The organism is Paraburkholderia sp. J11-2, assembly GCF_905220185.1.
Lineage (GTDB): Bacteria > Pseudomonadota > Gammaproteobacteria > Burkholderiales > Burkholderiaceae > Paraburkholderia.
Map to the genome: position 1 here is coordinate 21473 of NZ_CAJMYY010000031.1, position 21540 is coordinate 43012.

14 protein-coding genes are annotated in these 21540 nt (G+C 56.2%); 7 read left to right on the forward strand and 7 right to left on the reverse strand.

The window, feature by feature from the left end; translation table 11 throughout:
* The first annotated feature begins 36 nt into the window (after positions 1–36).
* Both U5A57_RS33400 and U5A57_RS33405 read left to right on the forward strand, forming a co-directional pair.
* The gene (locus U5A57_RS33400; RefSeq protein ID WP_321890079.1) at positions 37–1593 is read left to right on the forward strand and encodes a methyl-accepting chemotaxis protein; all 1557 of its coding nucleotides are present in this window, start codon (positions 37–39) and stop codon (positions 1591–1593) included.
* Positions 1594–2591: 998 nt separating this feature from the next.
* Positions 2592–4550: a sigma-54-dependent Fis family transcriptional regulator gene (locus U5A57_RS33405; protein WP_321915940.1), complete on the forward strand. Its 1959-nt coding sequence runs from the start codon at positions 2592–2594 to the stop codon at positions 4548–4550.
* Positions 4551–5086: 536 nt separating this feature from the next.
* On the opposite strand, the gene U5A57_RS33410 is transcribed toward U5A57_RS33405, so the two are convergent.
* The 7 genes from U5A57_RS33410 to U5A57_RS33440 form a co-directional block, all read right to left on the reverse strand.
* Entirely contained in the window at positions 5087–6235 is a 1149-nt protein-coding gene (locus U5A57_RS33410; protein WP_321915941.1) for a methyl-accepting chemotaxis protein, read from the reverse strand.
* A gap of 256 nt (positions 6236–6491) precedes the next feature.
* Positions 6492–7796, reverse strand: a complete 1305-nt coding sequence (locus tag U5A57_RS33415; protein ID WP_321915942.1) for an OpgC domain-containing protein — start codon at positions 7794–7796, stop codon at positions 6492–6494.
* A gap of 361 nt (positions 7797–8157) precedes the next feature.
* Positions 8158–9309 (reverse strand): porin, encoded by a 1152-nt coding sequence (locus U5A57_RS33420; RefSeq protein WP_415774086.1) that lies wholly within the window; start codon positions 9307–9309, stop codon positions 8158–8160.
* A gap of 307 nt (positions 9310–9616) precedes the next feature.
* Positions 9617–10933, reverse strand: coding sequence for an NAD(P)/FAD-dependent oxidoreductase (locus U5A57_RS33425; protein WP_321915943.1), 1317 nt, complete (start codon positions 10931–10933; stop codon positions 9617–9619).
* Complete coding sequence (locus tag U5A57_RS33430; protein ID WP_321915944.1) at positions 10930–11637, reverse strand: S8 family serine peptidase; 708 nt, start codon at positions 11635–11637, stop codon at positions 10930–10932. Before U5A57_RS33430 ends, U5A57_RS33425 begins: the two co-directional genes overlap by 4 nt.
* Entirely contained in the window at positions 11627–13357 is a 1731-nt protein-coding gene (locus U5A57_RS33435) for an ABC transporter ATP-binding protein (RefSeq protein ID WP_321915945.1), read from the reverse strand. Before U5A57_RS33435 ends, U5A57_RS33430 begins: the two co-directional genes overlap by 11 nt.
* A 375-nt stretch (positions 13358–13732) precedes the next feature.
* Positions 13733–14044 (reverse strand): high-potential iron-sulfur protein, encoded by a 312-nt coding sequence (locus U5A57_RS33440; protein WP_321916002.1) that lies wholly within the window; start codon positions 14042–14044, stop codon positions 13733–13735.
* A gap of 706 nt (positions 14045–14750) precedes the next feature.
* Here U5A57_RS33440 and peaA point away from each other — a divergent pair.
* The 5 genes from peaA (at position 14751) to ccsB (ending at position 21024) form a co-directional block, all read left to right on the forward strand.
* On the forward strand, positions 14751–16349 hold the full coding sequence (peaA, locus tag U5A57_RS33445) for a quinohemoprotein amine dehydrogenase subunit alpha (RefSeq protein ID WP_321915946.1): 1599 nt from the start codon (positions 14751–14753) through the stop codon (positions 16347–16349).
* A 99-nt stretch (positions 16350–16448) separates the two neighbouring features.
* Complete coding sequence (gene peaB, locus U5A57_RS33450) at positions 16449–17876, forward strand: quinohemoprotein amine dehydrogenase maturation protein (protein ID WP_321915947.1); 1428 nt, start codon at positions 16449–16451, stop codon at positions 17874–17876.
* A 1-nt stretch (position 17877) separates the two neighbouring features.
* Entirely contained in the window at positions 17878–18201 is a 324-nt protein-coding gene (qhpC, locus tag U5A57_RS33455; protein WP_321889423.1) for a quinohemoprotein amine dehydrogenase subunit gamma, read from the forward strand.
* A 27-nt stretch (positions 18202–18228) separates the two neighbouring features.
* On the forward strand, positions 18229–19347 hold the full coding sequence (peaD, locus tag U5A57_RS33460; protein WP_321915948.1) for a quinohemoprotein amine dehydrogenase subunit beta: 1119 nt from the start codon (positions 18229–18231) through the stop codon (positions 19345–19347).
* A 483-nt stretch (positions 19348–19830) separates the two neighbouring features.
* Positions 19831–21024, forward strand: coding sequence for a c-type cytochrome biogenesis protein CcsB (ccsB, locus tag U5A57_RS33465; protein WP_321915949.1), 1194 nt, complete (start codon positions 19831–19833; stop codon positions 21022–21024).
* Positions 21025–21540: the final 516 nt, after the last annotated feature.

A 21540-nucleotide genomic window follows, 5' to 3' on the forward strand; every position in this document is an offset into this window, starting at 1 on the left:
TTACGACATCTATAAAAATCGATTAAAGGCAAGCCATTGAGAACGATCATCAACAATATGAGAATCGGAGCCCGTCTCGGAGCTGGCTTTTTCGTCGTTCTCTTTCTTTTGGTTGTCATTGTTGTTGTCGGTGCGTACAAGCTCGTCAGCATTGACCGAGATACGCAGTTGCTGGTTGACAGTGACTTTCGCAGCGCAACTGCGGCGCATGCTATAGACAAGCGAACGCAAATGAACGCGCGATACTCGCTGCAACTAATTCTGGCCCGAGACGATGCATCGGTGAATGCTCTTCTGGACAAGATTCACACGAATCAGAAGGAGAACGCGACTTTCCTCGACACGATTCAAAGATCTGACACATCTGATCGGGCAAGAGAACTGCTTGCCACTCTGCGTGAGCGTCGCGATACACTAATGTCGGCGCTCTCGAGCGTTAGCATCGCACTTGAACAGCATAATCAGGATGCCGCAGTCAAAATTACGACGGATAGAACAATCCCTGCCTTGACCGCGTTGAGTGAGACAACTGACCAGCTTGTTGCACTGGAAAAAGCACACGCAGATGTTCGAAGTGCGACCGTTGTCGACAAAATTCGTTCCTCCCTTCACTTCATGTTGGCACTCGGCGCAATTACATTGGTGTTTGGAGCTGCCTTTTCACTCCTGCTAACACGAACAATCACTCGCCCAATCATCCAGGCTGTGGACGTGGCGAGCACGGTTGCATCGGGTGATTTGTCTTTGCACGTTACCGCTCAATCGCTCGACGAGACTGGGCAACTTCTTCGCTCGCTTGATGGCATGAGCAGGAGTTTGGGGGGCATAGTGGCACAGGTGCGTGTGGGTACGAACGCCATCGCTACGGCCGCAACACAGCTGGCCTCTGGAAATACAGACTTGTCATCTCGTACAGAGGAGCAGGCTGCGTCTCTGGAGCAGACCGCTGGGGCAATGGAGGAGTTCACCGCCACCGTAGGCCGCAATTCAGATAGTGCAGAACGTGCGAATAGTCTCGCGCGTAAAGCTGCGGAGGAGGCCAGACGCGGAGGAGATGCCGTCGAGCGAGTGACGTCGACAATGCGTGGGATTTCTAGCAGTTCGCAGACTGTCGAGAGCATCGTTGAAGTTATCGAGGGAATTGCGTTCCAGACGAATATCCTTGCCCTCAATGCTGCAGTAGAGGCTGCGCGGGCCGGAGAACAGGGTAGAGGATTTGCAGTGGTGGCAGGAGAGGTGCGCGCCTTGGCTCAACGCAGTGCGAGTTCAGCGAGAGAAATCAAAGCGCTGATTTCAGAGTCCTCCGCGCGTGTCAGAGAAGGGGCGAAGCTGGTCGAAGATGCCGGTCAGATCATAAGCAGTATTGTACTGTCGGTTGGAGACGTCGCGACGATCACGGAGGAGATCTCGATTGCATCTGCTGAGCAACTGACCGGAATCCAGGAAATGAGTCAGGCGGTCTCCCAGATGGACCACGTTACGCAACAGAATGCCGCATTGGTTGAACAATCGGCGGCCGCGACGCATGCGCTCGCGTCACAGGCTCGCTCGCTCCTGGATGCGGTTGGATTCTTCCGTTTGTCAGAGCTTTGAGCGCTTTTGTGCATCCCTCGGTTATTCCTGCATGGAGGCACCGCTCGCACTACGGATGGGACACGACAAGGAGAAGAAGTGACACCTTGCATTCTGGTCGAGCAACGCCCTGATAACTGAGGTGGGGACTACACCCACGCGACGCAGATATCGTTAAGCGCAGGCACGTCGGTTAAACACGGCGATCAAACACCTGACAAGCGAACCAGTTCTACGCGCTTGAGTGGCCGCATTTCCGTCAGTCCAAACGCTGTGGAGCGGGGCATATGGGAGCGCTGCCGGGCAACACACAACGTCGCGATCGACTGTAGTCGACCGAAGACGCTTACGCGAACGTGCCGAGATGTGCGTCCGGTAGGCGCGACATACGCTAATTCATACGGGGTTGCATGACGCCCTGGAGTGCCTGCTGAAATAGTGGTGCAGCAAGTCGGTGACATTGCCATCCGGTGCGCGCGTTGTGGCAATTCGGACAACACACGCACGAGGTATGCGTAGGTCTCGGCAATGCAGGTCAGACAACACGTAAGCATCTGGCTGTAGATGATCGCACTCGCTTTCGCTGCGGCGATTGTGTCACTGACTACCCTTGCTTCAATTGCGGCGGCACTACGCCGTGTGTGCTATTATGGAACATTTGGTACGGAATTTCAACCTAGCCTGCCGGGGAGTCCTTCGGGCGATATTTGCTTTCTGGGGGGCAGTGGGGAGAGGCTTGCGTGCTTCAAGCGGCACTACGGTGGCGTAGGGCCGCGCGTCGTCTCGCGGGCACGTCGAGTTCAGGGAACTGCCTTGTAGGCCGTGAGGTTTGTGTTGAAGGGCGGCTCTCTAAAGAGCCATCGCGGGTGTGAACCGAAGTCACCGAATTATTGAACAAGTTCGTGTCACTAAGAAGAATTCGGCAAGCTTGTCCTTGAGGCTGAAGGGGGGGTTGCCCTAGTTGTGTGGCTCTGGCGATCATGACAGATTTCGTTCAATAAGCGATAGTGGGATTTCAATTGGCTGCTCAGCTCCTTAGAGCCGTGGTAGGAGTTCACGGCACCACTCATGTCGAGGCATCAGTCGCGTACCAGTTGCAAATTGCGAATTTGGTGCGGGATCAGTTGCGCTCGGACGGGGTGTTGCCGGAGGGCGTATTGCGGGAAGATATCGAAGCGTCTTGGCGTCGAAGCATCGACCAAGGTGTCCGTTGGTACGACCGTTCGTTATTGAACCTCCCGGACGCAAAGAGCCAGGAAGAGATGCGCGAGGTGAACAGCGCGTTACTTGATGCGGCGACTCCGGAACTTCGATTTCTAGCTGAACGTTGCTCGTCTCAAGAGATCGTGATCTTGACTGATGCCGACGCGGCTATCCTGAAGATTGACGGTCATGTAACGCCGTTCAAAGATCACATTGGAATTCGGGACATACGCCCTGGTGCATGTTGGAGCGAGTCCGTGCGTGGAACCAACGCTCTTGGTATGGCGCTCGTCGAAGGCCGGTCTGTACTCGTAAATAGTGGTGAGCACTTCCTTGACAGTTTGAACCGTGTTTCCTGCAGATCGATGCCCATTGCGGATCCGTACGGCAAGATTCTGGGAGTGCTTGACGTCACTCGCGACGGACCTCTGCCGCTACAAGACACTATGTTCATGCTGATGAATACTGTGGCGCGACATATTGAACGCCGCTTGTTCGCTGCCACGTTTCCCGAGCATGTTCTTGTTGCCATACATTCATACGAACAATATATTGATTCAATTTGGGCCGGGCTACTGGCCATTACGGACGAAGGCATAGTCGCTGGCGCAAGTTTCCAGGCGTGTGAACTGTTGAATCTCACGAGAGAGCAAGTTGTTGGCCTCCAGTGCGGTAATGTGCTGCAAATGCGTGGCGCGCCGTTTATGACTGTTCTTGAACAAGCTCACGGACTCAAGGTCGCCGGCCTGCAGCAGGAATACCGGTTTAAGGTTCTCGCGTTGCCGCGGAATCCGGTGGGGGGAAATATTCTCAGTGCCGCACAGGCAACGGAGGCGGTAGCCGATTCTCATTCCCCTTTGGGCGCACTTGCCTGCGGAGACCGCCAGTTGTTGCGTGCATTGCAGCAGGCATGCCAGGGTTTGAACAAGGGCGTGCCAGTCTTGCTCCAAGGAGAGACGGGCACGGGTAAGGAGGTGATCGCGAAGGGCCTTCACGATGCCAGCGCGCGTTCCGGGAAGCCATTCATTGCAGTGAACTGTGCAGCCATTCCCGAGGGATTGATCGAGTCTGAACTGTTCGGCTATCGCGAGGGCGCTTTCACCGGCGCTCGAAAAGGGGGAGTCGTTGGGCGCGTGATGCAAGCGCACGGCGGTACTCTCTTCCTGGATGAAATCGGAGATATGCCGGCCCCTTTGCAAGCGCGCCTTCTGCGTGTCCTGCAGGAGCGCAAAGTCGCTCCCTTGGGTGCTGGCAGTGAACACGATATCGACGTGGCTGTGATTTGTGCGACCCATCGCGACCTGAGTGTACTGATACGCGACAAGACGTTTCGGGAAGATCTCTACTACCGAATCAAAGGCTTCTCGATAAATCTTCCGGCGTTGCGTGAGAGGCCGGATATCGATCTGCTTGTCGTGACGATTCTGAAGAAGCTTGGAGCCCCTGAGGTGCGCATCAGCAAGGAGCTGGCGGACGTTTTTCGCCGACATCCATGGCCGGGAAATATACGCCAACTCGAAATGGTGTTACGCACGGCATTGGCTGTTCGGGGTGATGGCGAGACCGAGCTAGGGTTGGACCATATGTGCGCTGGGTTTGTTGGCGCTGATACCTGTGTGAATTCAGCTCGGCCTGTTGGCTTGATTCGCGAGCAGGAAGCCCAGTTGATTCGCAATGCGCTCGAAAAGCACAACGGAAACGTGGGCGAGGCTGCGAAGATGCTGGGAATTGGGCGATCTACGCTTTATCGGCGGATCAAAGAGTTGGATGAGTGACCGCGGATGGCGTGACCGGTCCACGCTATCACCGTATGTTGAGGCGGAGAAAGTATCCTCGGCAACCGAGGCTTCGTATGAATCGGGAAAGGCGCAGAGCGGTTGGTGAGATGGAAGAACGATAGTCGAATCATGGTGGCTTCTGATCAATTCTGGAGTTCCGGAGGCATGACTGCTTTGACGCGTGGGTGACGTGGCAGACTTCTGCATCGGCGCATTGTGGGGCGCTGCGAGGAGCGAATGCGCCTCCACGTTGAAGTGTGTATCTGCAAAGTCATGGCTGAACTTGGCTGCAATGAAAAGAGAAAAATAAGCCATCATTCGACTGGCTGCCCCCACCAAGATCGCAAGGGGCTTACAAAAATCTTTCTCGACATCGTAGCGATAGTCTCGCTATGAAACTTCGGTGGCCACGAAAGCGAGTTCGGGTTTCCTGACTTATCGAGCAATCCGAAGATCGAACGTTCCACGGCCAATCGGTTGGAGTCAATTCTTGGTCGTTGCGAGCACATTGGCGACCGAGCAATGAAGTGACTTCAGTGGTCGCCTACCGCCGTATCGGCCAGCGTAAACGCCGAAACGGCTTCCTGCAATTTCATCGCATGCGTCTCAAGAGAATGCGCAGCAGTAGCTGCTTGCTCTACCAGCGCTGCATTCTGCTGCGTAACTTGATCCATCTGAACTACCGCCGTGTTTATTTGCTCGATTCCACGGCTTTGCTCTTCTGAGGCAACGGCGATCTCATCAACAATCCCTGCAACACGCCGTGCATTCGACTGCATCTTATCCATTGCCGAACTTACTTCCAGCGCGTGTCGCGTACTCTCATGGACCGTTGAGACCGAGGACGCGATCACTTCGTTGATCTCCCTTGCTGCCAGCGTACTCCGCTGGGCGAGTACGCGCACTTCTGCTGCTACAACCGAAAATCCTCTGCCTTGTTCGCCCGCGCGAGCTGCTTCCACTGCCGCGTTGAGTGCAAGAATATTCGTCTGAAATGCAATCGATTCGATAACACTCGTGATTTCGGATACCTTCTTTGAAGTGCTATCGATACGTTCGATTGCGTCCAGCATGACTCTAACAACCTGACCAGCCGCGTCGGCCATGACGTGCGCGTCTGATGCAAGGCCATTTGCTGTTCGTGCGCTGTCTGTGTTACGTTTTACCGTCTCTGTCAATTGAAGCATGCTCGCGGCAGTTTCCTGTAGTGAAGCAGCTTGTTGCTCAGTACGTGCGGATAGATCGAGATTACCGAAGGCTATTTCTTTAGCGGCCGTAGATACGGAATTCGACGAGACATGAACAACGGCCATCGCCTCTTCAACCCGCCGCATTAGCTTGTCGAAGGCAATCGCTGCGCGACCGAATTCGTCGGCTCGTGGACTAGCTGAACGTCTGGACAAATCCAGCGTTGTCGCGACTTCCTCAAATTTATGAGCCATGCGTAGCAGGCCACCGCAGACCACGCGATGGAGATGAACCGAGAAGTACACCGCAATCACTGCTCCTGTCGATGCGACCGCGATTATAATGCCCAGCCAAAGTTGGGGGGGCGACTGTGAGCCGGCATCAAGCTTCTGAGCCGCCAGTGCCGCGAGAACCGCACAAATTGCTAGTATCGCTGCCAAGAGGCCGAACGTAAGAAGCAGTTTGAATTTGATTGTCACAATTTTCTTTTTCATCAGTGCTCTCTCATTATTATCTCGTGAACTAACAGACTTATAGCGGGTGAAAAAAGTAGTTTCGATTAGGTGCGATCGCAATTAATAATATTTCATGTCGGCTCGCTAGCGATCACTGATAAATAGTCTCGCGCACGTTCCACGTGCGCGACTGCCATCCTATATGTAGTGGTGAGCGCTAGACTTTGTTCGCTTCGAGGGTTTCATCGATAATTGGTTTGTCCGCGGATTCAATCGATGTCTGCAGCGCAGATTTCTATCGTTCGTCGGATGCATGTATGAAACCCAAGACATTTTGTTTGATGGAGTGATATTCACGAGATCGTTCGATGCGAGTCGCGACGGTACCGATTAATAACAGCGCCGCGATCTCTATGCAGTCACCAGCGAGCCGAATCGGCCAATCCGTCGCCAAGTGCAATGTTCGAGTGACGAGTTGAAGACCGACGTCTGCAAATATTGAGACAATGGTGCCACCGACAAAACAAGCTAGGCCCTGACGCCCCACTATAACGACAGGCCATAGTCTTTCCGCGAGCAGGCGAATCCATCCGAGTCGCACCGCTTGCGCGCAGAGCCACGCGATCGACAGAAAGCTCACAATCCGCACGCTCGCGAGATTCTGCTTCATGTACCCGGGAGAAGCGTGCGCATCTATGCACAGCTTGATAAACGCGATGACTAGCGCAACGCCAATCGCGATCTTCGTCACTTGTCTGCCCCGAAACGATGCGTGGAATTCCTGAGAAACGGGGTGTAGGCGGGACAGTTTGCCTAAAGTGAACATTAGTTGCCACGCGAAGGGATTGAACGGCCAACCTTCGCCGGTCGAGCTGGGCAATCCGGTACCGAGCCACGGGGCGGCGAGCCAAACTGCGAGGCTGGCAAAAAGAGCAACTGAGGGTGACCGCCGGAATAATGGTACTGTGAACGGTACGCCGAACGCGAACAGCACGTACATTGGAAGCACGGCAGACAGGAAAGGTTGCTGACGAAAAAGTGCGAAGTCGAGCAACGTCCGTACCGGATGTGCGGCAAACATCGGCCACGTCTGATGGATTGCGGCTAACGGCACATTGACGAATCTCAGAGCCGCGCTGCAAGCGAGCATCAGTGCTGCCGTGATCAGGTAGGCGCGGTAGATGTCGCAGGCGCGCTTTAGGAAGCGTCGACGCGCAACAAGTTTGCCTCGGCGTGTGGCAACACCGACGTATGCAGCCGCCGAGGCATAACCACCCAGAAAGACGAAAACCTCAGCTGCGTCGCAATACGCGTAGGTATGCAACGTGACATGTCGAAGGACGCCGCTCGTGTTGTGATCGAGGGCAATAACGAGTAAAGCGACACCTCTAAAAAAATCTACCTCGACAGAACGTTCCGTGGACGAACCCATGCCCTCACCTTTTTTTGAGGAGGTGCTGTCGCTCGAGATGCGGGCTAATTTCTTGCCGCAGCAACGGTGAAAGGTGAGCCCATCGACATGGGCCAACGCATCCTGAATTCCGCAGGACACCCGCCCTTCAAGGTCGGGTTGCCTGGATGGAACCTGTGTCTCGATCACATTGGTGCACTTACTCGTCCGGTTCTTCGAGCTTCGTGTTAGAGAGGCCTGACGAGAAAACCGGTGTCACGATCGGAAACCGCTCGGTCAGGTATGCAGTGATTGCCAAGACAGCCAGGGCGACAACGAGACGTTTCATAGGAGGGTCGAAGCTCACTGTGGCGCTGTCGTAGGCCGGCGTTCTCACCTGCGGGCGACTTGTGGCATAACAGGAACGGTGAGCGCTCTCTGTGCTGGTTCTGGCTTTGATTGACCGGCGAGCGTCTTGTCTTAGTCGTGAGACTATCGTTCCATCCGTGGAACGGCCAGAAGTGCTCCTCCGGCCGCCGTCGTCTCCATAAGACGCGTCGTACTCGGTGCCTTAGAACGAGTGATTTATGCCAATTCGAGCGACAACCTGATGCCCGTTGGACGAGGGACCGGACAAACCAGGGATGTATGCTACGTCTAGCGGTGTACCGGTTGTGCCGCCCGAAACATTTTGATAGACGACTTGGCTGTAGACCGACGTTCGCTTCGAAAGTAAGTACTGAGCCAATGCGCCGACCTGGTTCCAATGAAGGGTCTGCTTGGCACCGCCCTGACTCAATCCGCCACGAGTGTAGGTGTACATACCGCCAAGGATGAACGCCGGTGTGAGACTGTATCTTGCGTTTACTTCGATATTGTCGAACGTGAGATGTGCGTTATCTAGTCCAAGATTGCCAACATATATTGATGAGTCGGGTTGGCCCACATTGACATGTGTATAAACTGAACCGAGCGTGACCTGCCCGATGCCGTAGTTCACGCCGATACCATAGATCTTTTGGTTCGCTGCGGAGAAGCCAATATCATCGGTAGCTATGGCGCCTCCAGGCGTCGATCCTGGGCTGGAGAGGTCTTCGTAGACAGCAGCAACGGAAAGTGACTGGTACGAATAGTTCAGCCCGACGCCGTACATGCGGTTTCGGGCGAACGCGCCTGCCATATTCCCAAACCCATACATGGCAGTTGCTGAGAGACCAGCGTAAGACGGGCTTATGTATTTGACAGAGTTGCTGACATGGAACGTGGCGTCCGTGTTGTCGTTGTCCAGCGGATGCGAGAACAGAAATCCAGCCCAGCTGCCATTGGCAGTCAATGGCCCAATCGTATCGGCAACAGTGTCAAACTGACGGCCCGCAGTCAGGGTGCCGAGACTGTCAGATTGCAGGCCAACGGAGGACTGAAAGCCAAACAGACGGCCGCCGTACAGGAGCTGACCGTTTTCCAGTGCAAAACCACTTTCGAGGTCGAAGACTGCGTGCAGCCCACCGCCCAGATCTTCGGTGCCCTTGATGCCCCAACGCGTTGTCGACAACAGGCCACCGGCAACTTGCCACGCTGAATGTCCGCCGACATTGTTCGTGTAGTTGATGCCTTCGTCGAGGATCCCGAACAAGGTGACTGAACTTTGCGCATGTGCATGCATGGAGAACATCAGGAGTGCTGCGGAGAGGACGTGGGGTTTATGTCTCTTAATCATAGTCATTGTTGAGGTGCGTTGCAGTCAGGGGCCGTTGGACCATCTCTGGCATCTTCGAGATGCGTCTAGTACTAAGCAGATGTCGTGCCATACGTGCCGAGAACCGTCGGACATAGCCAAGGAGGCCGTCTGCCGGTCGTTCCTTGAGTGCGGAAATCACAGGAGGTGGGATAAGTGCGCGTGATTCCCGTCCCATATCGCGACAGGAATCCCACTTTGGGACGAGGACTGCGAGGTGTTTGGACTGCCCGCTAGCGCGAGGCTAGTGAACCGAAACTAAGATCCGCTCAATTGATGACGAGAAATAGCAGAACTAAGCTAGACCGCTGGAAGGGTATCCCTGACTTTCGAGCCATTGCTGAACTCGCACAGCATCCTCCGACGGGAGTGTCGAGAGGACCTGATGAGCGCTTTTATAGCGAAGAGCATTGACAATTGGTGCAAGCGGAACACCATGCAGATGCCAAATGCCAAGAGGCTGGTCGGGGCAGGTGACTACTTCCGCTTCGGATATCAAGTGGCCGTCTAGTACCGGCGCCTTTTGTATCTTTAGCTTGCTGAAGTCACGCGGATGGTGAGCGGGCTGGTTATCGGGCCACACGCTTCGTGTGCGCCAGAATTGTCGGTCTGGCCACTGCTGCTCGAGCGCATAAAAATCTCGTCCAACTCGTGCGAATCGTCCGAACAACTCAGCAATACGGCGCTGATGAAACCGCAATGCGAGTGCCGCGCGATCGGGATGAGCGAGCAGCGTATTGATGACGGCTGGCGCCTGTAGGGCGGACGACAGCGATTGGAAGATGCCGTTTCCAGAGAGAGGGTCCACAGCCATCGCCGCGTCGCCGACACGTAACCATGTTTCCCCGCCGGTTTCGTCGCTCAAGACAGCGCTGCTACTTCTGGCGTATACGCGCACTTCGCTGTCGTGTCTGTCAAAAAATCTTCGGGCAAGATCGGTCTCCCGCATGGAGGTGCACCAAGCTGCCAGCGCGTCTCGCGCCGGGAGCGTTGTGCTCGCGATGTCGAGGGTGACTTGCCAGTAACAGCGGCCGTCCGGTAGTTTGGCCATCCACGCCCAACCATCCGGGAGGCTTTCAATTGCCGATGCCGGATTCCCAGGCCGGCCTTGCCAGATGTTCAACAGACTTAGTGATTGCGGGCCGCGCGAAGCGTTTCGAGAAATTGGTGCACGACGGCCGCGTGCTTCCACCAAAAATGTTGCATCAAGTGTTTCGATACCCGCCGGTGTGTTGATGCAGATGGAATATCTCTCCCCGACTTGACGCACTTCGCGGACTGTTGCCTCATGAATCTCGATTCCGGCCGCTGTCATATCATCGCGCAACGCATCGTCAAAGCGGCGTCGGTCAATCAAATATTCGTGATTCAGTTCGCGCTCTTCGCCGTTCCAGCATGTCGTGCGACCACACGGCGGTAGCGCACATGCCGCCGCTCGTCGAAGACCGGCGTGTTGCAGTCCTTGCAGCACGCGAGCGGATACGCCCTCAACGGCATCGAAGCGACGTCTTTCTCCTACGACCGCCACGCTGTAGCCTAGCTGGGCTAGTCCAATGGCGACTGTAGCCCCTGCCGGGCCGGCGCCGAGCACGACAATACGCGGTACGGTCATGATGAGAGTGCTCTCCGCTCCCTGCCGATGAACGAGGCATTCGCGCGGAGATAGGCGAGCAGATCGGCGCGATCCGCATCTCGATGTTGTCCGAGCCACCGCGCGGCGTGTCCGCTAAGAGCAGCACACGCTATGCTGGCGCCGGCGGGCGATCCAGCCGCCTCGATCGAGACGATTGCACCGAAGTCTGCCTGCTCGCTGTCGAGCGACGACCACTGACATGGCGAGCAGCGCGCATCACCGGTGACTCTTATGACCTCGGGGTAGCTGGCTGGAAACACGGGATTTCCTCTCGCCGGACTGGCTGCAAATATGATGATCCCTTGAGCGATTGCGCTGGCACAGGCTTCGCGCAGCGCTGTCCGATCTGTGCGCACACCGAGACTCAGGTTAATGATGCGCACGCGTTGAACCACGAGCCACTGGATCGCATGAGCTATCTGCGGCGCGCTTGTCACACTGCGCGAATGAAAGACTTGCGCGATGTGCAGACGTGCGTTTGGTGCGGCTGCGGCGATAGCAGCACATATGGCGGTGCCGTGTCCAATGCGATCCCGCTCCGCGGGGCCGTAGCGCAGCCTATCCTCGGTTTCGAACCAGAAGCGCAGTGCAGCATCAACCTGCGGTGCCAAAGCATCGGAGCAGCCACTATCGACGACTCCGACGCTAACATTATTCGCGAAGCCGGGTGCGCTAGCACTCATTGCTTGGACTCCGGGAAGTACGACTCATGATGCGACCGTTGGATAGCTCGAAATGCAGGTCTGCACCAGCGAGCGTCGATGCACGATGACTGATGAGGATTCGAGTACGGTCACCGAAAAGTACGTCGATCTGCGCGATGATTTGCCGTTCCGTCATTTCGTCGACAGCGGAAGTTGCTTCGTCGAGCACTAGGACCGCTGGGTCCTGTAAAAGTGCACGGGCTATGGCAATCCGTTGCTTCTGACCGCCGGATAGCTGCTGACCGCGTTCACCCACTGGCGCGTAGAGTCCGCCCGGTAGCGAACTGATTAGTTCGTCAAGCTGTGCCGCACGCGCCGCGCGCACGATCTCTTCGTGTCCCGCCATCGGAAAGGCATAGCGTATGTTATCTGCGAGGCTTCCACGAAAGAGGACGATATCCTGACTTACAACGGCGATGCGTCGTCGCAAGGCGTCAATGCTGACGAGGCGTAAGTCGACCCCGTCGAAATGAATGCTGCCTTGCTGGGGATCATAGAAGCGTTGGAGGAGATCAATCAGTGTCGATTTCCCACTTCCCGACACGCCGGACAACGCAACTTTGGCGCCGCGCGGGACGCGCATGGTGGCACCTTGAAGAATCGGCCCCTCTCGTGCATCGTGCGCGAACCAGACATTGTTGAATTCGACGTCGCCACGCGTGGGAATACTGCGGGTCACGATTGCCTGTTGTACGGAAACGGGCGCGTGTTGCAACTCGGTGACGCGTCCGAGGCTTACCGTCATTCGCTGCAGGGCAACGTACAGACCCAGAAGGCTCCGTACAGGACCAATGGCCATACCTAGATAGCTCGAAAACGCTATTAGTGAGCCTAGTTGCCAAGTTCCCTGAATTACCCAATAACCGCCAAGAACAAACGCGCCGGCGCGGGTGATCGAGGTGAGCGTTGCGGGAACCGACTGAGTGACAAATTCGGTCACCTGAAGCTTGAGCAGCTTCCCCAAGTAGTGCTCGCCAAGCTCGTCGAGACGGCGTACTTCCAGAGACTCTTGCCCCGCGGATTGAATGAACTTCATTGCGGGGAGTGTCTCGACGAGGAACGCCGATACATCTGCGGCGCTCTCGCGCACTGTGCGCGCACCTGCCTCAACCTTTCGTCGCATCATACGAAGCCACACAACTTCGAGAGGGATCAGGACTAGCGCGACCAGCGAAAGCTTCCAGGACAGCGTAACCAGAAGTGTAAGTGTGCCGACGAGACCGATTACGTTGGAGACCGCCGAAAACAGTCCGTCAAGGGCAAAACGCTGAATCTCGGCGACGTCGCCATCGAGGCGCGATAGCAAATCGCCGATCCGCCGCTCTGCATAGAACGATGGTGACAGGCGCTGGAGGTGTGCATAGACCGCGGTGCGCAACGAGAAAAGAACGCGACCGGATAACCGTGTATAGACGTATCGATTAAATCCGCCTAGTAGCGTGCCGACGAGTCCGACTCCAACCATTGCGAGCGAAAAGCCAATGAGCGCGGAAGTATTCCTGCTCACCAGACCGCGGTCGATGAGCTCCTTGGTTAGCCACGGCTGCGCGATGGCCAGCAGTGATGCGCACGCGGATAGCGCTAGCAACCCCGCTATCGCGAGCCGGTGTGGCCGCACGAAGCTGTAAAGCCAGGCTAATGAGCGTGCTAACTGTGCCCGGTCGTCAGTTTGCACGAAGCGCAGAATGAAACTCAACATGGACCTAGCTACGTTGGCGCCGAAGAGCGTTGCCGCAATTCGAAGTGTTGGGAGGAATTTAGGTAAGAATAGACCAGAGCAAAGAACAAGTCATTCAGGCCCAGACGTTGACCTGATCTGTGAACTCTTGTATTTACGCGGCCGAAGCGCGACGTCTGACTTTCGGTCTTGTCAGACTTGCTCAGGGCGCAAGGTATATCCATCTAGTGAAACATGCTCTGAAATAAGTGCTTCGCAGCGGTTCTCAGTATCTTTTTCGATACCAGCCGAGGAGTCGACGGGAGAATCTCCCGCCGGGTACGGAGGTTGTCGGCGTTGCAGCCGAATCAACCTATTGGGTATCGCGACTGGCGCGCTGGAACATCGCGTGGATGATCAAGCACGTTTGTTGTAAGCGCTGCACCAGCCTTTCCCAGACACTCGCTTGACGGCGAAGAGGGGGCAAGCAGCTGCTGGGTCTGTGGGCTTTCCTTGATAGAAGCTGCAGTTCCCGCAGTCTTGCCCGGCCTCGTATCGGGGGTATTTTGCTTTTTCAACGTTCGCAGCGTTAATGCGATATCCCAGTCCCTTTGCAGCGGGGTCGTTCTCATCCAGCATCGGCGCCTCTGCCTGCGCAGTGCGGGCAAGGGCTAGTGCCGATACAGTGCCGGCAACTGCGATGACAAAGCTGCGTCGGGAGCGATTCAGTTGATGCTTCATGGGGATTGCTAGTCTCAAAGTATTGATGAATGAATCAGGTCGCGCTGTCTGTCCGATCGGTGGGAATTGCATAGGCCGTTCCGACGATCTTCGCCCGACCACCAACCCCACCCGATGCAGGATCGGACACTTGAGCCACTCTCAGTGGCGCCGCTTGACCAAGCGCACGACATGCGTGCGAGACGCGCCGCCCGCACATCGGTTAAACGCCTGCAGAAGCCACCGGCAGAGCAGCCAGGAGGGTACCCGCGGCGTATAGACCGTACGAGCAGAGCGCGCATGGTCCGTCAATACATAAGCACATCGCATGCCAGCTCAAGGCTTTTTGTCCCTTTGAGTTCTGCGAGGTTTCCCATCCTTTTGCCTGCGAGCCTTCCGACGCATTATCAGGCAATGTCGTTGACGCTCAAGGTCGACCCTCAGTCCCATATTGGGAATTCTCGCGGGACGGGAATGGGACGCGAGAACAAGAGCCCGTGTCAGCTCTCAGGGATGCGGCGTTGATGCGGTTTCAAGCAAAAAATTGAATAGGGATTTCCCCGGAATATTTGAGGCGCAGGCCCGCGTTTTAGCGCGATTTTTGAATGCGCGCGGGGCTCTCTCCAGTTGGCATGGAACCTGCTTATTGCGATGGTCCCACGCCAGTTCCCCTCGATCCTCGGCGAATTAAGACCCCTCTCAAAGGAGCAGCGCTTTGTTAAAAACGTTCATTCGACGCAGCAGGTTGATGGGCATCATGGCGGCGGCCATGCCGGTCGCGCTGGTTGCGGGTGTGGCTCATGCCCAAGCGCAACCGCCCCGCGACGCGCGAGCGATTCTGAGTCAGACCTGTGCGGCGTGTCACGCCGCAGAATCAAAGGACTCGTGGAGTCGTATCAGCCATCAGCGCAAGACCCCGGAGGGTTGGTTGCTGACAATCGGGCGAATGCAGACGATGCACGGCCTAACTATTAGCGACGAAGAGCGGCGAATTCTCGTTAAGTATTTGTCGGATACGCAAGGGCTTGCGCCATCGGAAACAAAAGATCTCCGGTATGCACCCGAGCAACGCCTGAACACCCAGGAGACCGCCGGTTCGGATGAGTTCAAGCAGATGTGCGCGCGTTGTCACTCGGCCGCACGACCATTGCTGCAGCGCCGTCCCGTACAGGAGTGGGAGCGGCTCGTGAACTTCCACGTTGGGCAATTCCCGTCGATTGAATATTCTTCGCTCGGGCGCGATCGCGACTGGTTCAATATCGCGCTGACGGACATCGCGCCGTACCTCGCGAAGAACTTTCCATACGACAGCAAAGCGTGGGACGACTGGAAGAAAAGCCAGCCGCCGGCGACTGCGCTTGCCGGCACGTGGAGCTTCAGTGGGCACATGCCTGGGAAAGGCGATGCATTTGGCTTGATGACCGTGACGGGCGGCGACAAGGATAGCTTCAAGGTGGAATTGAAGGGGCGCTTTGCAGACGGCAGTCCGTTAGTCGGTACTGGAACCGCTACCCTTTACACTGGCTACGAATGGCGCGCGAACGTTAATGTTGCGGGCGTGCCGATGCACCAGGTACTCATGGCCGGGAATGGCGAATTGAGCGGCCGCATGTATGAAGACGAGCACGACGAGCGAGGCATGGATTTTAGCGCGGCAAAGCAGGGCAACGCGCGTGTCCTCGCCGTTCAACCAGCTTATGTGAAGGCTGGCGGTGAGGCGACGGTGACAATTGTCGGTCCGAATCTTGAGGGAACTCCGGCTTTTGGCTCAGGTGTAACGGTTACATCTGTGCTCGAGCGCACGCCTGAGTATCTGCGAGTGCGAGTCAAATCCAGCAGCGATAGCGTCGCGGGACCGCGACAGGTCTCAGTCGGTACGGCACATTCCGATGGATTCGCAGTTTATCGTGAGATCAAAGAAGTCAAAGTTTTGCCCGACTACGCAGTTGCTCGGATCGGAGGCAACGGCGGTCCAATGCCGAAGGTGCAAGGGCGATTTGATGCGGAGGCTTGGGGCGTGGATTCGGCCGGCAAGCCGTTCCGGATCGGCTATATGCCGGCGCTATGGTCAGTTGCACCGTTCGACGACCAGGCGAAGAACGATAACGACGTCAAATACGCAGGCGTGATGCAGAGCGCGACTGGCATTTTCACACCGGCAAACGCTGGGCCGAACCCTGAGCGCCGCAGGTCCAACAACAATACAGGCAACCTGAAAGTCATTGCATCGGTCGCTGACGGCAGTCGTACTGTCACTGGCACTGGGCAGATGATCGTTTCAGTTCAGCGCTGGAACAATCCGCCGCTGCCGTGATTTGTGATGTCTCTTTGCCGTCGGGCCGCGTCAGCGGCCCTGGCGGCATGCTCCAGGGCTTCGGTCCGATCCAAACTTAGAGATTGCTAGGAGATTCCCATGGGCGCGCTGTTGAATGTAGTCGAGCGCAATGTGCATGAAGTACGTGTCGAAGACGAGCGTCTGATGTTCCACGTGCCGAGCAGCTCACTCTTTGCTGCCGACGAGCTCACGGCGGCCATCATCGATTCATTGCGCGCTAATACTTGCACCGCTGAAGAACTATTTGATCGGCTAGGTGCATCCCCGCGTGGTGCCGTATCCGAAACGCTTAGCGAGCTGATGGCACTTGAAGTGGTTAGTGATGGTTCCCCGTTGACACCGGAGTTTGCCACCAAGCGCATCGAGCGCACCGCGATCAATACCGTCGTGCTCAACGTCAACACCGGTTGCAATCTGAGTTGTACGTACTGCTACAAGGAGGATCTCGATACGCCGTCTGCCGGACGTCGAATGGATGTCGAGACTGCGAAGGCATCGGTCGAGATGTTGCTCAAAGAGTCGCCGGATGAACCGCGATACACAGTTGTTTTCTTCGGCGGCGAGCCACTCAGTAACCGCAAGCTGATCGAGCACGTGGTCGAATATTGCGAGCTTCGTTTCCGAGCGCTCGGAAAGCAGGTCGATTTCGTAATGACGACCAACGCCACGCTTTTGACCGAGGAGATCATTGATTGGCTCGACTCTCATCGCTTCGGTCTGTCAATCAGCATTGATGGACCGCGGAAGATCCATGATTTGAATCGCCGAACTGTTGGTGGTTCGGGTACGTATGACGTCGTGCGCCGCAAGGTCGAAATGCTGCTGAAGCGCTACCGCAGCCGCCCTGTCGGCGCGCGTGTGACGTTAACAAGCGGGGTGACGGATATCGAGGGGATCTGGGATCACCTGTTTAACGAGCTCGGCTTCGCGGAAGTCGGCTTTGCACCCGTCACCTCGGGTCAGCTCGACACGTTCAATTTGGGACCCAACGAGCTCGCGGACGTCTTTGCGAATATGAAGGCGCTCGGTCGGCGCTATCTGACGGAGGCGCTCGAGAACCGCAACATCGGATTCTCGAACTTGCACCAACTGATCACGGATCTGCACGAAGGGCACAAGAAGTCGCTTCCGTGCGGCGCGGGGCTCAAGATGCTCGCAGTGGACCACAAGGGCGATCTGAACTTGTGCCATCGTTTCACAGGCTCAACATTGCCGACGTTCGGCAATGTGCGCGATGGTGTCGCACAGGAGCAACTCAATGACTTCCTGTCGCAACGCCTCGACCGCAGCGGCACAGGCTGCGATAGTTGCCGGATCCGCAACCTGTGCTCGGGCGGCTGCTATCACGAAAGCTATGCACGCTACGGCGACCCAGCGCACCCGACCTATCACTACTGCGAGCTAATGCGTGATTGGATCGATTTCGGCATCGAAGTCTATAGTCGCATCATCGCAGGCAACCCGGCATTCATCGATAACCACATTACTCCGCGGAAGGCGCACTGACATGAAACATCTAAAGCCGCTCAACAACAAGGCAAAGCAACTTGAGCAAGCCGCGCAGGAAGACCGGCTCGAAGAAGTCGTCGCGATGACGTCTGTTGCAGGGTGTACTGCTACAACCGACCCCGGCTGGGAGACAGATGCATTCGGTGGCATTGCTTCGTTGTGCCAGCCAATGGAGGCGGATCTTTACGGTTGCTCCGATCCGTGTTGGTGGCCCGCGCAGGTGCCGGACACGATGATAACTTACCCGAACTGGAACAAATCCGACTCCGTAGCCAGCGCCGACTGGCGCAAGCTCGGTAGCGTGTTTCCGAAGGGTAAGTAATCGACGCCGCACACACTGGGGAAAAATATGTCAATTAAGAAGTGTTTTGGTATCACTCTGCTATCGGCAATTCTGTCGACTGGCTCGTTGGTGAGTGTAGCTGCGGCCAGTAGCGCGTTGCAAAGAGGGCACGAGTACCTCGCAATTGTTGGCTATCCGAATACGCTGACTGTCGTGGACGCATTCACCGATGAGATTTTTAAGACGTGCTCGATGCCAGACGCGTTTAATCCAGGGACGGTAACGATTAGTCCAGATAAGTCACACGCATATGTTCTGAACAATCGATACGGCGATCTCTACGGCGTCGAGCTTGATACATGCAAGGTCGTGTTCCATGCGGATCTCTCGGACCGACCCGGTGAACGCGTCAAATCGATGTTCTCCATAGCTGTGAGCCCTGACGGAAAAGAGGTATACAGCGTCGTCAACCCGACCAAGCTCAATCGCGACACCTATGAAGTTCAGACTCCGCGTCTACAGGTGTATTCGACCAGTGGTGGCATGGATGCGAAGCCGATCCGAACGTTCCCGGTACCGCGCCAACTCGGGGTTATGTTCGCAGCGGATGACGGCTCTTTGTATATTGCAGGTGCCGACATCTACCGCATGGACGTGAAATCTGGGAAGCTCGACGTCGCTGTTGCGGTCCGGAACTGGAAAAGACCACTTTATGGGCAACCAGACGTATTGAACGTGTGGCCGCAGCAACTACCACAACATTCGTTCGATTCTATATACACTGCTGATCGCTTCAAAGATGAGAAGAAGGCTCCAGGGACGAATGAGACGATGTATGGCTACATTGACGTCGATCTTGCGACCGGCAAGGCGTCGCTGAAGGACTTTGCCCCCGTCACGGAAGTGTTTTTCAGCGGTGTACGTTCTCCGACAAATCCGGATATTGTGTATGTTGTCGGAAATCGTCTCGCGAAATTCGATTCAAAGACAGAGAAGCTTGTGGGGGAAGCGCCGCTTGATCACACCTACTACGTGTTGACGCTAAATAAGTCTGGCAACAAGGTATATGTAGCAGGAGCGGCCAATTCAATTAGCGTATTCGACGCAGCGACCATGAAGAAAATCAAGGAAATCCGACTGAGCGGAGATACCGCTCAAGCTACTCCGCAAATTTTTGTCCGATAGATTGATGGAGTAGGCTCGTACTGCGATCGCTTGTATGGCAATCGATGGTCTGGCCGCGCGGGCGGTGCGATCTCACTTGCACTATGCCCGTGCGAGCAGTGTTCGACGAACGGAAGCGCATGGGCATCGGGGGTATTTCGTCACCTTGCGCAGGGGTCACCGGAAGCGTATTCCGCGCACCGCTTCTTTGCTGGTGAGAGTGCCCTCGATGGCTTGCGCGAGCCAATCTGCGATGCCCGTGTGTCATGTCGACTTCGCACCAATGTGTTGATGAGCTGCTAGCGGTGCGGCGCGGCGGTCTGTTGCCGGCCGAAAGCCACAGGCGCTCGCATCGGAGTGATGGTGTCGTCGCCAATGCGCGCCTGCAGGAAGTTCAATCTCGAGAAGTAGATCGCGCAGACGCGCGATCTACATGGCAGCGCATCAGTATCCAGAGACGCAGTCCTTTACGCGATAGGCACGAAGAGTTCACACGTTAATATCATGGAACAGAACCAGGTTTATTTGCCGCCGGCGGCAGCGTGCGCCGCAGACACGGCGGCCGTGCCGCACTTTGACGACCGTGCATTTTTTCTGCGTCTCTCAATCGTAGACTGGCTGTTCGCACTTGCGCTTGTCGGTGGCGTGGGTTTCGCACTTGTGCACTACTACGCGCACATGGACGTTTACGATCGCATGGTGATGATTGGTACATTGCTCGCACTCGTCGCCGTTGGCTGGTATTGGAAGCCTGCGCGACTGCTGACGGCTGGCGTCGCGGTGCTGTCGTTGCTGTCAATCCATTTGTACGACGGTGATCTAAGCCGTGCGGATTCGACGTTCATCCTGCGTTATCTCCTGTCGAGTCAGTCCGCGATCCTGTGGATGAGCACATTGTTCGTTTTAGCGACCATTTTCTACTGGGTCGGCATGCTGAGCCGTTCGGAGGCGGGCGGCGCAATCGGCCAGAAAATGACCTGGGCTGCGGTGCTGATGGGTTTTACCGGGATGATGGCGCGCTGGTACGAGTCGTATCTGATTGGTCCGGACGTTGGCCACATTCCAGTATCAAACCTATACGAAGTCTTTGTGCTGTTCAGCCTAATCACCGCTTTGCTATATCTGTACTACGAAGGGTATTACGGTACCCGATTGCTCGGCGCGTTCGTGCTACTGGTAATCAGTGCGGCTGTCGGATTCCTCACGTGGTACTCGGTGACGCGCGACGCACAGCAGATTCAGCCATTGGTGCCAGCGCTGCAGAGCTGGTGGATGAAAATCCACGTGCCAGCGAATTTTATCGGTTATGGAAGTTTCGCTTTGTCGGCGATGGTCAGCGTGGCGTATTTGCTGAAGTCACGCGGCGTGCTGGCCGACAGGTTGCCTGCGCTCGACGTGCTCGACGACGTAACGTATAAGTCGATCGCGGTTGGATTCATGTTCTTCACAATTGCGACGATACTCGGCGCGTTGTGGGCTGCGCAGGCGTGGGGTGGATACTGGAGCTGGGACCCGAAGGAAACCTGGGCGCTAATCGTCTGGCTCAACTATGCGGCATGGCTGCACATGCGCTTGATGAAGGGGATACGCGGGACTATCGCCGCTTGGTGGGCGCTGACAGGGCTCTTGGTCACGACGTTCGCGTTCCTCGGGGTGAACATGTTCCTGTCGGGGTTGCATAGCTACGGCAAGCTTTGATTATCCGTGAAGATTGCTGCGCTTTGCTTTCAAAATGGCCTGCGCCCTGTAAACGGCGGAGCGGGCGGCCAACCGTTCCGGCGCCAGACGTTGCGAATTGGGTAGAAGCGGGGCGCATGCATCGAAGAGCGCTTGAAGATAGCTAATTGTTTCGCTGAAGCTATGTGCCCCCGCTTTGTGAGATCTTGTGTGAAGCGACGAGTCTGGACGTGCGCAGCGCCGTGAGGGCGGAAAAGTCCGATGACGCAGGCGATTTTCTACGCACATCAATCCAACGATATGGCCACAAGTCGCCCAAAATGTGGCAGCGGTTCAATCGACAAGCGCAAGGCCTGACACTCACGTCGCGCGCGGCCACGCAATCACGTGTACATCAAACAGTTCTTAAAGCCGGCTGATAGAACGAAGCCGCGGAGCGGGTTGCGCCATAAGGCACGCGCAAGCTCATTCGAATTTGAACGCTGTGATCGATCGAGGTCGGTTTCGGGAGCGGGATATTGAGACGCGGGAAGCGGA